Origin of the sequence: Gemmiger gallinarum, assembly GCF_014982805.1 — a bacterium.
Classification (GTDB): Bacteria; Bacillota; Clostridia; order Oscillospirales; family Ruminococcaceae; genus Gemmiger; species Gemmiger gallinarum.
On record NZ_JADCKC010000003.1, the window covers coordinates 297440 to 312224 of the forward strand.

Annotated in this window: 14 protein-coding genes; 3 read left to right on the top strand and 11 right to left on the bottom strand. The window is 57.9% G+C overall.

Annotated features, from left to right (window positions below; translation table 11 throughout):
* Positions 1-104 precede the first annotated feature (104 nt).
* Genes mfd through INF35_RS10590 form a run of 4 tightly spaced genes read right to left on the bottom strand, consistent with a single transcriptional unit; the run spans position 105 to position 5393 of the window.
* Positions 105-3569, bottom strand: coding sequence for a transcription-repair coupling factor (mfd, locus tag INF35_RS10575; RefSeq protein ID WP_193502273.1), 3465 nt, complete (start codon positions 3567-3569; stop codon positions 105-107).
* 39 nt (positions 3570-3608) lie between these two features.
* A complete protein-coding gene (pth, locus tag INF35_RS10580) occupies positions 3609-4202 on the bottom strand; it encodes an aminoacyl-tRNA hydrolase (protein ID WP_193502275.1) in 594 nt (197 codons plus the stop codon).
* 41 nt (positions 4203-4243) lie between these two features.
* Entirely contained in the window at positions 4244-4612 is a 369-nt protein-coding gene (locus INF35_RS10585; protein ID WP_193502276.1) for a YccF domain-containing protein, read from the bottom strand.
* A gap of 43 nt (positions 4613-4655) precedes the next feature.
* The gene (locus INF35_RS10590) at positions 4656-5393 is read right to left on the bottom strand and encodes a UDP-N-acetylglucosamine diphosphorylase (RefSeq protein ID WP_193502277.1); all 738 of its coding nucleotides are present in this window, start codon (positions 5391-5393) and stop codon (positions 4656-4658) included.
* Positions 5394-5763: 370 nt separating this feature from the next.
* Here INF35_RS10590 and ppdK point away from each other — a divergent pair, with 370 nt between their 5' ends.
* On the top strand, positions 5764-8430 hold the full coding sequence (gene ppdK, locus INF35_RS10595) for a pyruvate, phosphate dikinase (RefSeq protein ID WP_193502278.1): 2667 nt from the start codon (positions 5764-5766) through the stop codon (positions 8428-8430).
* 31 nt (positions 8431-8461) lie between these two features.
* On the opposite strand, the gene INF35_RS10600 is transcribed toward ppdK, so the two are convergent.
* On the bottom strand, positions 8462-8689 hold the full coding sequence (locus tag INF35_RS10600) for a hypothetical protein (RefSeq protein ID WP_193502279.1): 228 nt from the start codon (positions 8687-8689) through the stop codon (positions 8462-8464).
* Positions 8690-8739: 50 nt separating this feature from the next.
* Between INF35_RS10600 and INF35_RS14135 the strand changes: the two genes are divergently transcribed.
* Positions 8740-9090, top strand: a complete 351-nt coding sequence (locus INF35_RS14135) for a ParB/RepB/Spo0J family partition protein (protein ID WP_193502280.1) — start codon at positions 8740-8742, stop codon at positions 9088-9090.
* An 884-nt stretch (positions 9091-9974) separates the two neighbouring features.
* Here the strand turns inward: INF35_RS14135 and INF35_RS10610 are convergent.
* From INF35_RS10610 to INF35_RS10635, 6 genes are read right to left on the bottom strand one after another with little or no spacing between them, the layout of a single operon-like run.
* On the bottom strand, positions 9975-10919 hold the full coding sequence (locus tag INF35_RS10610) for a DUF1848 domain-containing protein (RefSeq protein ID WP_193502281.1): 945 nt from the start codon (positions 10917-10919) through the stop codon (positions 9975-9977).
* Between the two features lie 28 nt (positions 10920-10947).
* Positions 10948-11487: a DUF3795 domain-containing protein gene (locus INF35_RS10615; protein WP_193502283.1), complete on the bottom strand. Its 540-nt coding sequence runs from the start codon at positions 11485-11487 to the stop codon at positions 10948-10950.
* 15 nt (positions 11488-11502) lie between these two features.
* A complete protein-coding gene (locus INF35_RS10620) occupies positions 11503-12348 on the bottom strand; it encodes a GIY-YIG nuclease family protein (protein WP_193502285.1) in 846 nt (281 codons plus the stop codon).
* Between the two features lie 16 nt (positions 12349-12364).
* Entirely contained in the window at positions 12365-13015 is a 651-nt protein-coding gene (locus INF35_RS10625; RefSeq protein ID WP_193502287.1) for a GyrI-like domain-containing protein, read from the bottom strand.
* Positions 13016-13017: 2 nt separating this feature from the next.
* Positions 13018-13341: a TfoX/Sxy family protein gene (locus INF35_RS10630; RefSeq protein WP_193502289.1), complete on the bottom strand. Its 324-nt coding sequence runs from the start codon at positions 13339-13341 to the stop codon at positions 13018-13020.
* Positions 13342-13343: 2 nt separating this feature from the next.
* Positions 13344-14255 (bottom strand): helix-turn-helix transcriptional regulator, encoded by a 912-nt coding sequence (locus tag INF35_RS10635; RefSeq protein WP_193502291.1) that lies wholly within the window; start codon positions 14253-14255, stop codon positions 13344-13346.
* 273 nt (positions 14256-14528) lie between these two features.
* Here INF35_RS10635 and INF35_RS10640 point away from each other — a divergent pair, with 273 nt between their 5' ends.
* A complete protein-coding gene (locus tag INF35_RS10640; RefSeq protein ID WP_193502293.1) occupies positions 14529-14783 on the top strand; it encodes a hypothetical protein in 255 nt (84 codons plus the stop codon).
* The last annotated feature ends 2 nt before the right edge of the window (positions 14784-14785 follow it).

Consider the following 14785-nt stretch of genomic DNA (forward strand, 5'->3'; position numbering starts at 1 on the left):
ATGCGAAAACGCATGATATAAAGCCATTATAGCTTTTTTGCCCTGTTATTTCAAGCCAAAGGCCCTGCCGGGATGTGTAAATTGTGTGGCAGGCCCTCCTGTTTTCAGGCGCCCTCCCCTTTGGCACCGGGCAGCAGCGCCACCGCATCCCGCAGAATGACCACCGGGTCCTCCCCTTTGGCCACGTGCAGCATGATGCAGGGTCGGCCCAGGCCGTTATACAGTACCCGGCCGGGCATGTTCTCGGACAGAGCGCCCAACTGCTTGGGTCCGATGACATCGGAGTAAAGGAGCAGCTTGTCGCCCTTCTGGGCGATTTCGGCCACCCCTGCCCGGGCCGCTGTGACCCGGATGAGGGAGATGTCCACCAGGCCCTGCACGCTGCGGGGCGGATCGCCGTAACGGTCGATGAGCTCATCCAGCACATCGGTGGCGTCGTCTGCGGTCTGGATGGCGGCAATGCGCTTGTAGGCCTCGATGCGGCCCGCTGCGTCGGGAATATAGCGCTCGGGCAGGTAGGCGTCCGCCGTAATGTCGATGAGGCAGTCGCTCTTGTCGGGGGCAGGCGGTTCGCCCTTGGCCGCCGCAATGGCCTGGCCCAGCATCTTGACGTAGAGCTCATAGCCCACCGCCTCCATGTGGCCGTGCTGGCTGTGGCCCAGCAGATTGCCTGCACCCCGGATCTGCAGGTCCCGCATGGCGATGCGGAAACCGGAGCCAAAGGCCGTGAACTCCCGGATGGCGGACAGGCGCTTGGAGGCAATCTCCGTCAGCACCTTGTCCCGCTGGAAGGTAAAGTAGGCGTAGGCCTTGCGGCTGGAACGCCCCACCCGGCCGCGGATCTGGTAGAGCTGGGACAGACCCATGCGGTCGGCGTTTTCAATGATCAGCGTATTGCAGTTGCGCACGTCCACGCCGGTCTCGATGAGGGTGGTGCAGACCAGCACGTCGATCTCGGCGTCCAGCAGCTGCTGCCACACCGAAGAGATCTGCTCCTCCGTCATCTTGCCGTGGGCGATGCCCACCCGGGCGCCTGGGGCCATTTTGCCCACGCGGGCGGCGCACTCCTCGATGGTCTCCACCCGGTTGTGCAGATAGTAGACCTGCCCGCCACGGGCCAGCTCCTTCTTGATGGCCTCCCCGATGATACCCTCGTCATATTCCATAACGTAGGTCTCCACCGGGCGGCGCTCGGTGGGGGGCATCTCGATGGTGGACATGTCCCGGATGCCGGACAGCGCCATATTGAGGGTGCGGGGAATGGGGGTGGCCGACAGGGTCAGCATATCCACCCCGATGAAGTTCTCCTTGAGTTTTTCCTTGTGCTTGACGCCGAAGCGCTGTTCCTCGTCAATGATGACCAGGCCCAGGTCCTTGAACTTGACATCGCTGGAGAGCAGGCGGTGGGTGCCCACCACAATGTCCACCGTGCCGTCCTTCAGGCCGCGGATGGTCTCCTTCTGCTCCTTGGCGCTGCGGTAGCGGCTGAGCAGGCCGATGCGGATGGGAAACGCCTCCATGCGGGAAATGGCGGTATTGAAATGCTGCCAGGCCAGAATGGTGGTGGGGGCCAGAATGGCGCACTGCTTGCCCCCCATGACGCACTTGAAGGCCGCCCGCAGGGCCACCTCGGTCTTGCCCACGCCCACGTCGCCGCAGAGCAGCCGGTCCATGGGCCATTGCTGTTCCATGTCGTGCTTGATATCGGCGGTGCAGGTCAGCTGGTCGGGGGTCTCCTCATAGGCAAAGCGCTGCTCGAACTCGGTCTGCCAGGTGTCGTCGGGGGGGAAGGCATAGCCCTTGGCCTGACGCCGCCGGGCATAGAGCTCGATAAGCTCTTTTGCCATCTGCTCGGTGGCGGCCCGGACCTTTTTGCGGGTCTTGGTCCACTCGGCGCCGCCCAGACGGCTGAGCTTGACCTTCTCGCTGTCACCGGGAGCGGTGTAGCGGGAGAGCAGGTCCAGCTGGGTGACCGGCACATAGAGCACGTCCTTCTTGTCGTACTCGATGCGCAGGTAGTCCTTGGTAACGCCCTGCACCTCCATGCGGCGGATACCCGCGTAGCGCCCGATGCCGTGGTTCTGGTGGACCACCAGATCCCCGGGGGTGATGTCGGTCAGGCTGGCCAGGGCGTCCCGGCTTTTGCGCGCCTTCTTCTGCTTGGAGGCAGACGACTCCCCGAAGGCCCGCCCGGTGATGACAGCATACTTGGCAAAGGGATACTCGCAGCCGGAGGAGAGATGCCCCGGCAGCACCTGCACCAGCCCCGGCACCGGCGTGGCGTCGGGGGACTCGGTGGTGTTGAGGCCCCGGTCCCGCAGGTCCCGGGCCAGGCCTTTGGCAGCGCGCTCGGTGCCGGCCAGCACAGTGACCGCGTAGCCCTGGCGGCACAGCGGCCCCAGGTCATCGTCGGCCAGGGAGGCCACCTCCCCGCTCCAGGCGGGCAGGGTGTGGGCGGGAGCGTTGATGATCTCCTTGAGGCGGATATCCGGCATACTGCGGGCAAAATTTTCCGCGCAGAGAGTGGGATAGTGTTCCGCCTGGGCCCAGAGCCAGGCCGGTTCGGCATAGAGCACATCCAGCCCGTCGCAGAGGACGCCGTCCTCGTACAGGCTCTTGGTCTCCTCCTCCCGGCGGAACTGGTTGGCCCGCTCCGCCTCATGGAGGGAGGCGGGCTCCTCCAGGATCAGGATGGGCTGGTCAAAATAGTCCAGCAGGGTGGCGGGCTCGGGGTAGCGGATGCCCAGGTATTTGTCCATGGCTTCGGGCAGGGCACCGCCGTCCATCATGGCCAGATCCTGCTCCATGCAGGCGGCCATGGCGGTCTTTTTTTTGCCCCGGCGGTGGGACAGCGCCTTGCGCAGCAGCGCCGCCGCGTCGGCGGGCGCGCCGAACAGCACCTCCCGGGCCGGGCTGAGGTAGAGCTTTTCCAGGCTGTCCTCCCGGCGCTGGGTGGCCAGGTCAAAGCTGTGCAGGCTGTCGATCTCGTCGTCCCAGTACTCGATGCGGGCGGGGGCTTTCATGTCGGGGGCGAAGATGTCCACAATATCGCCGCGCACCGAAAACTGACCCGGGCCGTCCACCCGGTCCCGCCGGGTATAGCCCGCCCCGTACAGGGCAGCGGTCAGCTCCTCCCGGGGCAGGACATCCCCAGGGCGGATGGTGCGGGTGTTGGCGCAGAATTCCGCCCGGGGCATGGTGTACTGGGTCAGGCCCTCGCAGGGGACGCAGACCGCAGCCAGCCGTCCCCCCACCAGGTCGCCCAATACGCCCAGACGGCGGTACTCGTACTCCCGGGCCGTGCTCTCGATGGGCCGCAGGACGTAGTCCCGGGCCGGAAACACCGCCGCCGCAATACCCAGCGTGTTCAGGTCGGCGGCAAATCGGGTGGCTTCCGCCTCGCCGGGGGTGACGATGCAGAGGGGACGGTTCAGCGCCTTCTGCAGGGCCGCGTACATCTGGGCACGTCCGGCGCCGGGCAGCCCGAAGAGGGCCGCCGCACCGGGAGTCCCCAGCGCGCCGGCCAGACGTTGGTATTCACTTGTGGTGCCAAAGAGTTGCGAGAACATGATGCTCCCTTTCCGGGAATTGCGGCTCCCGTATCCGTCTCAGTGGTTGTACTTGTTCTGGGCCTCCGCCAGCTTGCCGTCCATGAGCAGGCGGCAGGCGCCCTCAATATCGGGCAGGCGGTCGGCGATGGCCTTGGCGTCCTCGGGCGGGAACTTGCCCAGCACCCATGCCGCCAGGTCGTACTGGGGGTTAGGTTTCTCCCCTACCCCGATGCGCACCCGGTAAAAGCCGTCGGTGCCCAGGGAGGCAATAATGCTTTTGAGGCCGTTGTGTCCCCCCGCCGAGCCGGAAGGCCGAATGCGGACGTGGGCAGGCTTCTGGGCGATGTCGTCGCACAGGACGATGACGTGGTCGGGTTTGATCTTGTAGAAATTAGCCGTCGGGGCAATGCTCTGGCCCGAGAGGTTCATATAGGTCAGGGGCTTGAGCAGGACCACCTTGTGGCCATCGATCTCTGCAATGCCGTAGAGGCCCTGCCACTTGGACTTGGTCACGCTCACATTCCAGCGCCGGGCCAGGTAGTCCAGAGCCACAAAGCCGGTGTTGTGGCGGGTGCCGTCATATTTGGGTTCGGGGTTGCCCAGACCGGCAATGAGCCAGTCCGCCCCCGATGTGCTGCTGAAAAATGACATAAAACTGCGGGATTCTCCTTTTGGATATGATAAAGCCGTGTTCAGTAAGCTTCCACCACCCGGCTGCCGAAAGGCGTCAGCGCCAGACGGGCGATCTTGAAAAACTGCCGTCCGAAGGGAATGCCGATGATGGTGATGCAAAGCACACAGCCCCACAGGGCGTGAGCCACCGCCAAAGGCAAACCGGTAACGAGCAGCCAGATGATGTTGAGCAGCAGCGAGCCGGCCCCTCCGCCATACACCACTTCCTTGCCGAAGGGAAACAGGCTGAGGGAAGCAAACTTGAAGCACTGCAGCCCCACCGGGATGCCCACAATGGTGATGCACCACAAAAGCCCTGCAAAAAACCAGCTCAGCGCGCTGACCAGGCCTCCCAGCAGGCACCATAAAATATTGCCGATCAGATTCATCGGGATTCCTTTCTTTTTATACAGTATCCGGCCGGGGCAAGGCTCAGCCCTTCTTTTCGGCCTCCAGCTTCTGCTTTTTGGCGATGTACTTCTGGAGCTTTTTCTCGCCCCAGCCTTCGATGGCGGCCTGCTTGCCCCGCTCGATGCCCAGCGCGCCGGCGGGCACATCATGGCCGATGGTGGAGCCGGCGGCGGTGTAGGCGTGGTCCCCGACCTTGACCGGGGCCACCAGGTTGGTGTTGCAGCCGATGAAGGCATAGTCGCCGATGGTGGTGCGGAACTTGCCCTCGCCGTCGTAGTTGCAGGTGACGGTACCGCATCCGAAGTTGCAGTACTTGCCCACGTCGGCATCGCCGATGTAGGTCAGGTGGCTGACGGTGTTGCCCTCGGCAAAATTGACGTTCTTGGTTTCCACGTAGGCCCCCAGGTGAACGCCCTCCTGGGTGACGGTGCCGGGCCGCACATGGGTGAAGGGTCCGATGCGGTTGTTTTTGCCCAGGCAGCTGTCATAGCACTGGCTGGCGTTGACGGTGGAGCCCTCCCCCACCGTGGTATTTTCCAGCAGAGTGTTGGGGCCGATGACGCAGCCCGCGGCAATCCTGGTCTTGCCCCGCAGGATGCACCCGGGCAGGATCACCGCACCGGGGGCGATCTCCACCTCGGGATCAATGTAAACGTCACGGCTGACAAACTCCACACCGTTGTCCAGGTGTTTTTCAAAGGTTTCGGCATATTGGCGCTGTGCCGCTTCAAAGCGCTGGCGAGCAGTCATGTTTTCCATACCTTATTATAGCCTCCCTGCCCTTGCGGGCGTTTCGGGGCTGCCCGGCGGGCAGCCTTGTACCGTGCGTATTATAGCAGATTTCCATGGCAAACAAAAGCAGGGTGTGCCGCTTTTTGCGGCACACCTTCCCGGCCAATGTTATGAACTCAACTTTATACCCATTATAATTTTAGCATTTTTTATGCAAATTGCAAGCCTGACGCTGTAAAAAATCGGCACTTTTTGGTCAAATCATTGCTCATTTTTTTAACAATATGCTGGAAATTCTTGCAAGAGTCTGTTATAATGGATTCTGCCGAACATGTAACTATGCGACGCGGGTGTGCACGGCACACCGGGAAGAAACCGTATTTGTATGGAGGTAACTATGAGCAAAAAGTACCTGTACCTGTTCAAGGAAGGTCATGACGCCTTTGGCGGCGATCAGACCAGCATGAAGAACATCCTTGGCGGCAAGGGTGCCGGCCTGGCCGAAATGACCCATGCCGGCATGCCGGTGCCCCAGGGCTTCACCATCACCACTGAGGCCTGCACCCAGTACTACGCTGACGGCCGCGAGATCAACGAAGAGATCAAGGCCGACATCTTCAAGTACATGGGCATCCTGGAGGAGCAGACCGGCAAGAAGTTCGGTGATATCGACAACCCCCTGCTCGTCTCGGTCCGTTCCGGTGCACGTCAGTCCATGCCCGGCATGATGGACACCATCCTCAACCTGGGCCTGAACGATCAGGCTGTTGAGGGCCTGGCCAAGAAGACCAGCAACCCCCGCTTTGCTTATGACTGCTACCGCCGCTTCATCCAGATGTACTCCGATGTCGTCATGGAGCTGGGCAAGAGCTTCTTCGAAGAGCGCATCGACGCCATGAAGGAGCGCAAGGGCGTCAAGCAGGACGTCGAGCTGGATGCTGACGACCTGAAAGAGCTCGTCGCCGAGTTCAAGGCCATCTACCTGGAGAAGCAGGGCAGCGAGTTCCCCCAGGATCCCAAAGAGCAGCTGATCGGCGCTGTCAAGGCCGTTTTCCGCTCCTGGGACAACCCCCGCGCCAACGTTTATCGTAAGATGAATGAGATCCCCTACGAGTGGGGCACTGCTGTCAACGTTCAGCAGATGGCGTTCGGTAACTCCGGCATGCGTTCCGGCACCGGCGTTGCTTTCACCCGTAACCCCGCCACCGGCGAGAAGAAGCTGATGGGCGAGTACCTGATCAATGCTCAGGGCGAAGACGTTGTCGCCGGCATCCGTACTCCCTCCCCCATCAGCAAGCTGCATGAGGAGATGCCCGAGGTCTACGACCAGTTCGTCGAGATCGCCGGCCGCCTCGAAGCTTACTACCGCGACATGCAGGATATGGAGTTCACCATCGAGGATGGCAAGCTCTTCATGCTGCAGACCCGTAACGGCAAGCGTACCGCCCAGGCTGCTCTGCAGATCGCCTGCGACCTGGTGGACGAGGGCGTCATCACCGAGCGTGAGGCTGTCCTGCGCGTTGAGCCCAAGCAGCTCGACACCCTGCTGCATCCCCAGTTCGACGCTGCTGCCCTGAAGGCTGCCGAGGCTATCGGCAAGGGCCTGGCTGCTTCTCCGGGATCTGCCTGCGGCCGTGTCGTCTTCAGCGCTGAGGATGCTGAGGAGAAGGTCAAGGACGCCGAGTGGAAGAAAGTCGTCCTGGTTCGTCTTGAGACCAGCCCCGAGGATATCGTCGGCATGCAGGTTTCTCAGGGCATCCTGACCGTCCGCGGCGGCATGACCAGCCACGCTGCTGTCGTCGCCCGCGGCATGGGCACCTGCTGCGTCTCCGGCTGCGGCAACGACAACGATGTCACCATCGACTACGATGCCAAGGTCATCACCGTCAACGGCCATGTCTTCCATGAGGGCGACTGGATCAGCATCGACGGCTCCACCGGCAACATCTACGAGGGCCAGATCGCTACCGTTGCTTCCACCGAGAACACCAACTTCAAGCGCTTCATGGGCTGGGCTGACGAGGCTCGCCAGCTGAAGGTTCTGACCAACGCCGACAACCCGACCGACGCTCAGAACGCTGTCGATATGGGTGCTGAGGGCATCGGTCTGTGCCGTACCGAGCATATGTTCTTCGCTGAGGACCGCATCAAGGCCGTCCGCGAGATGATCTGCGCCCGTACTGTGGAGGCCCGCAAGGCTGCTCTGGCCAAGGTTGAGCCCTTCCAGGAGGCTGACTTCACCGCTATGTACAAGATCATGGGCGATCGTCCCATGACCATCCGTTACCTGGATCCGCCTCTCCACGAGTTCCTGCCCACCAAGGCTGAGGACATCGCTGAGCTGGCTGCCGACATGGGCATGACCGCTGAAGAGCTGACCAACGTGGTTGTCAGCCTGCACGAGTTCAACCCCATGATGGGTCATCGTGGCTGCCGTCTGTGCGTCACCTACCCCGAGATCGCCGAGATGCAGACCAATGCCGTCATCAAGGCCGCTCTGAAGGTTTCTGCTGAGACCGGCAAGATGATCACCCCGCACATCATGATTCCTCTGGTGGGCGAGGTCAAGGAGCTCAAGTACGTCAAGGATGTCGTCGTCAAGACCGCCGACAAGCTCATTGCTGAGGCTGGCGTTGACATGAAGTACCAGGTCGGCACCATGATCGAGATTCCTCGTGCTGCTCTGACCGCTGGCGAGATTGCCAAGGAAGCTGACTTCTTCAGCTTCGGCACCAACGACCTGACCCAGATGACCTTCGGCTTCAGCCGTGACGATGCTGCCAAGTTCCTGACCGCTTACTACGACAACAAGATCTACGAGAGCGATCCGTTCCAGCACCTGGATCAGGTCGGTGTCGGCAAGCTGATCAAGATGGCTGCTCATGATGGCCGCGAGACCAACCCCAACCTGGGTCTGGGCATCTGCGGCGAGCACGGCGGCGATCCCAGCAGCGTCGAGTTCTGCCATAATGTTGGTCTGGACTACGTCTCCTGCTCTCCCTACCGTGTGCCTATCGCTCGCCTGGCTGCTGCACAGGCAGCAATCAAGAATCCTCGCAAGTAAAACCGTTGGACTCTTGGAGCTCACGCTCAGCTTAGAGGATGCGCAAGCATTCCAAAAAGCGCATAACAGCGTGATAAAGCCAAGCCGATGGCGTGATATCGACTTGGAGATCTACCTGTAATACGCCAATCCCCCTGCTACTGATTTCAGTTGCAGGGGGATTTTTTATGCCTACTTTTTGTTCAAAAGGCGATTTTGGGCCCGGAAAATCTGGATTTTCTGAAAATGTACCCGGTTTTTCGTATACATTTTTGGGCACAAAACGCCTCTTGCAAGCCTTATTTTTACCAAGAAAGGAAGCGTATTGTCATGGTAGAAAACCAAGTCCAAAACCCACCGGCTGAAAAAGTAATCGCTCTTTCAGCCAGTCTGCTGGAACCCTTTCAGGGACATCCCTTCCGGGTGGCCAGCGGTGAGGAAATGGAACAACTGAAGGAAAGCATCCGGAAGTACGGTGTTCTCTCACCGCTGCTGGTCCGCCCCCGTGGGGATGGCCGCTACGAGATTGTCAGCGGACACCGCCGCAAGGCCGCCTGCGAGGCTCTGGGCATCACCGAACTGCCGGTGCTGGTCCGGGATAAAAAGCCGTTTCGTTCCATGATACTGCGGTCAAGATCGGTCAGCCTTGTCATGTCCAGCGTTTTAATGGCTTGCAGATAGTAATCCGATGCGGCGTTGGTGCAATAGTGAGCCAACAAGGTGGCCATAGCCGGATAATCCGTTAAAGCATGCTTCACATCGTCATACAGCTGAGCCACCTGACAATAAGCTGTTTGTTCCGGAGCGGCCAATCCCTGAGCAATCGTTCGGGGAGTGCGGTTTGATGTCCCTTCTGTTGCTGCAGGAGGCTCCTGCGCAGAGGGTTTCTTGATCGGACGGGTAAACAGATTCAGCGGAAACCATTTCTTGAACGACGGCTCGTGGGATTCCTTCTCCGGCTGCGGCGGTTGATAATGTCGCCAATCTATCTGCGTGAGAAGGTCTGTGCGGATGGTCATTTCGTAGTCCTTGTATTGTTCCAGAAGGCTCTGGGCTTTCTCGTAGAAAGCCTTCCAGGGAATGTCCAGCACAGCAAAGACCAGATCTCCCAAATCGTAGGATTCTTCCAGCCATACTCGGGGCTGGTTTTGCTCCACATACTCCGGGATTTGCAGCTGGTCTTTGATTTTCTCCATACGCGCAATTACGGAAGATCGTCTGGCATCTTCCGGTGTGGTTTGCCGGTTTACGGCTGCCTGCCGCTGCCTTTTGTTGGGCATCTGGAACGGAATGAAAAGATTCGCTTTCTCAAAGCGAAAGATAAAATTGGTCGGCATGAAAAAGTCCTCGATAATTGTCGTAATTTGGCGATAAAATGTCGTAAAAATGCGAAAAAGGCGTATATCTTTACGCCTTTTTCGCATCGTAACACGCGGCAGAAACCACGTCAAGATTCGAGGATTCCTGACGATTGTCCCCATGCCTATCTTTCAGAAAAAATTTACAAAAACATTCCCCGGAGAGTAAAATACACTCTCCGGGGAAGTCTTTTAGTTACCCAGAAATCAATAAAACCGCAACTGTTCCTCCTTGCAGGACTTTGCCGCTCGTTCTTTCACCACATCCTTCGGCAAAATCTGCCCGCAGAGCAATGGCGAGTTCGGATCGTGCGCTTCCGTATTGCGCGCAACAGTTTTCAAGCTGTGCATCGCATAACAATACCTGCAACCGTGACGGCAGGTGTCATACATACCAATGTCGATGCTGGCCATGCAGCCGCATTCCGGGCGCTGGTTTTTGTCTTTCTCCAATGTAAGACGGCACTCGGCAATCTGTTCCAGCAAGTTTCGGTCAATGCAGTGGCCGTGGACAATGCCGTATGGTGATAAGTCTATTTGTTCTGCACAGGTTTCCAGCACAAGGTGATGTTTGCCTGCAATATCGGCCAACCGTTGGGCCAGTTCCACGATTTCCTTTTCCGTTAGCGGAGCAAAGCCTAAACCTTGCATGTTGGTCTGGGTGCTGCGGTAGAGGTCCACAAAGCTGATGATGCACTTACGGGTATAGCCCTCCAGCCGTCGGGCCAACTGGCTGAAAAAGGTAATGTGGTAGTCCATTGTATAGCGGTCGGTGAACAAAATAGGGTCATACCGCCAGATCACCCGTTCGGGGCCGATCCTGTGGGAAAGTTTCTGAAAGGCAGGCAGGATCACGTCGTTTTTGCTGGGCACACCCGGTTCCACATCGGTTCCGTAAGGGGTCAGGGTGAACTGGAAGTAGAAGGGATATTCCCGCAGTTCCGCCAGTCGGGGCATCAGCGGCAGCGGATTTTTGGTCCAGAAAACGATGCCGTCCACCACATCCGGCGACAAGGAAATGCGGCTGACACGATGGAAGTTCATGGGGTTGCGGACGCAGACATAGCCCTCCCGGATACGGTTGTAAAACCAATCGGGATAATAGGCGGGAATATCAGTCCGCCTGCTGGCGCTGATGATCAAAGGGTTCACCTCCCGGTTGTGCAGCGGTACAAGCCACTCACTTTTTCTTGTTTAGTTTCAGACAGACACCGTGGCCATCAGCTGCCCCTTGCAGCAGCTTCACGGCGGCCGCGGCCCTCTCTTTGACGGAACATTCCGGCTGTTCCTCCAGCTTGGCCACAACGTTTTTCAGATCTTCCAACGGCAACAGGTACACCGCCGCGCAGTAGAAGGTTTTGCGGCGGCCATCGTTATAGTCGGCCAGCAACTTATCCAGAATTACCCGCTTGGCCCGCAGTTCGTCTATGTAGGCATCCAGCCCCAATTCCCGGGCGCAGTTCAGGTCGGCGGCACGGCGGCTGTGAGGCACAAAGGAATCAGCCGCATCAAACTCGTCATACCGGGCACAGGGGTAAGTGGGACACTGACTGCAAAAGGCATACCCGCCCTTGTCCGTTGAACACCGGGCAATAGTGCAACTCTGGTTGCCCGGTCCACCGCCGCAACCAGGACAGTAACCGCCTACCTGCATGGGGCAGAGCAGACAGTTCAGACCGCACAGGCTGAACTCGGTATGTTCCCGTGTGAAGCCTTTCATAAGCGTAATTCCTTATTAGTTGTCATTTAGTCCATACTCTTTTGTCAGCAACTTACGTTTATACAGTTTTTCTGCGTCCAGGACTTCTTTTTCGGATGCAGACTTGGGCAATACCTGTAAAATGGAAAATTGGAATTGATGGTACCGAGTCGGATATTCATCCAGCAGTTTTATTAACTCCTTGTTGCCACCGTGCTGTGTGTGTACATATTGGGACCAGCGCCCCCACAAACCATCGGTTCCATATGCGGAACCGACATACTGCATACCGCTCTCGCGATCTACAATAAGATAAACTGCATAAATCGAGGATAAGGCGGCACGCCATGTCTCATAGGCGACGGGATCATCTATTACGCTTTTTAGCTTTCCGTAAGACAATACCAGAGACTCATAGCCCGGAAATTCCTGCTTTTCATTGGGGAGGATATAACTGACCGGTTTTTCGTTGGAGCCTTTCTGTTTCCATTGCCTTGTAGAATTGCCCCAATCAATGACAAGACGGTTTTCGTATTCTTCCAAAAGGTCAATGTGTTCCAAATCAAAAAAGGCACGGTTGCCTTGAAAGTGTTCTGGGTTTGGAAATCCATCTGGCATTACATCCAGCGTGTCTGGAACTGAACCGCACACCTTATAACACCCAAACAGTCTTGCCAGTGTTCCTCTTTCGCTGATAAACACACACCAGTAATCATATCCACGGCCAAAATCTTTGTCCTGCTGGCGGGTATAATCCAAAACCATCCCTTTTTCATAACACTCTCTAAAATCTTGGAGAGAGAAAGAATGGCGAAGCAGATACACACTGGAAGGCTCCAACCCAACCTTTTTTAGAATGTCAGAAAGATATAATATTGCCATGTGAATACCTCCCATATCAATCTGTTGGCAAAGCTTTTTCCTTTCGAACCGGGTGGCGCACCACGGTTTTCAGGCTTTCCGGTTTGCAGCGGCGCACATCGCTCAGGTAGATCTCGTGGTGGAATCGGTTTTCACCAAAGTCCGCCGTGTAACCGTGCGCTTTGGCATATTCCGCCATAGCAGCTACCGTGGCAGGCTCGGCATCGTAGGGGCCGATGTGCATACACTGAACGCACGGACCTTCCTCCCAGGTGAAGAACTCCACCGGGGAGCAGTCCAGTTTCTTTTTGCGGGAGGCTTCCTGCACGGCCCAGTCAAACTCCGCCTTGGTGACGAAGTCCGGCAGACGGATCAGAGAAATCCAGCAAAAGTCCTCTTTGTGAGTGTAGTCCACACCATGGACACCTTCCTGCCACCACAGGCCCTCCAACGGCGGCACCACATAGTCGAAGTAACCATCCATCTTGTGGCTGCCCATCTTGCTCATTTTTATGGTGTAGGCTACCGCATACAAAAGGCCGATAGCCTGTTTGTAGGCCCCGCTTTCCTCGTTGGGATCGCCATGCCCGCGCACCGCCAGAAAGTTCATGGCAGGTACCGTAACGATACCCGGTGTTTTGGGCGGCAGATAGAATTCCTTGTATTCTTTCTTGTAGTCAAAAGCCATCTTCATTTCCTCCGCTTTTGGGATGCCGCTTTGCGCAGCGCTTCACAGGTGATGCGGGTCAATTCCACCGCCATGGTGGGGTCGTCCACGTCCTCTATCACAAAGGAATCGCTGGCACCTTCATGAGATGGGGCCTTCGGCAGGTCGGGAAAGGCTGCTTCCCCTTGAGGCGTGATTTTGATAAACAACTGGTCATCGCAGATGACGCCGAAGAAGGTACCGTCGCAGGACAGGCCGTATTCTCCGAACATTTTGCGGGCACGGACGCTTCCGGCCCCTCGGAGCTGTTCCACCACATACTCCACATAATCAGAATGAGATGCCATAGCTACCTCCGTTTCTCGTAGCGCTGGGCCAGCCGCCTGACAAGAGCCCCCAGCCGTTCCCGCAACTCGGCAGGCTCCAGCAGCTCAGCACCGTCACCAAAAGTGAGAATCCAGCTGATTACACTATCCGCGTCCGGGAAACCTCGACGGAAAAGCAAGGAGCCGTCCGGCTGTACGGTAAAACTGTCTGCACCGTATTCTTCCACCAGCCGCCAACGGCAGGCTGGGTCAAAGTGCGCGCACACCTGATATTGTGTGAGACAAATCCGCTCCGGGTCCAGATCCGGCAAAGGGGCAGGGCGTGGTGTAAAAGGATCTCCGGTAGAAAGGGTTGTCATGCGGTTGAGCTTGAACAGGCGGAAGTCCTGCCGGGTTTGACACCAGCCCCATAGATACCATGTGGACCAATGAAAGACCAGATAATAGGGCTCTACGCTGCGCACCGATGTGCCCTTGGGCGCGTCGTAAGTGAAATGTACAAGGCGGTGCTGCTCCATGGCATTCTGTATGGCCTCGATTTTAGGGGCAAGGCTGCTTTTGTACCACGAGGACAAATCAATGAGCATGTGGGTGCCGCCGGATATCAGGGGGCTGTTTCCAGCGGACAGCTTTTCCATGAGCTGAGCATAGCGCCGGGTGCCGCTGACGCTGTCCAGACTGCGCAGCCCCGCCAGAATGGCCTGCATCTCCGGGGCGGTGAGCACCGTGCGGTCTACCCGGTATCCCTCCATGATGGAGATCCCGCCGCCAGCCCCCTGTGCGGTGGTGATGGGGATGCCTGCCCGGCAGAGGGCTTCAATATCCCGTTGTATGGTACGGCGGGACACTTCGAACTGCTCCGCCAGTTCCGGCGCGGTGACCTGTTCCCGCTGAAGAAGGATGGACAAAATGCCGATCAGCCGATCCATTTTCATGGTAATCACCGCCCTTTGTTCTTTTGCCTGTATTATACCATAGCAACCGGACAACTGTCTGTCATGTTTGGATTTGGGAGAATGTTTTTTCTGCGGGAATGTTGCAATCCCGCTCCCCATACGCTATGATGGTGCTGTCATCGGAGGACAGTACACCGTAGTGTGGGGGATCGTAAGCGGAAGCTTGCAGGCCGCCTGTCGGATAAGATGTCGAGTGAGCTCGGTTATTACAGTTGCTGTAGTGATCGGGCGTTTTTCTTTAGGAGGGCAACTATGCAACATACATCCGTCAATCTGATCCCCTTGGAGACCGCCGACCGTGAGCAGTTCATTCTGGACAACCAGCGGGCCTTCTGGTATGGTACCATGCAGGAGTTTGGGATGCGGGACGAGCATCCGGACAGCCAGGGCGAGAGTATCTCCCGCAAGTCCATCAAAGCTTGTTCACGAAAAAATACCCCGGCGCTGTATTTGACGCCGGGGCACTTTTTTTGTAAGCTATTTATGGCATATCCTATTATCTTGTGAGG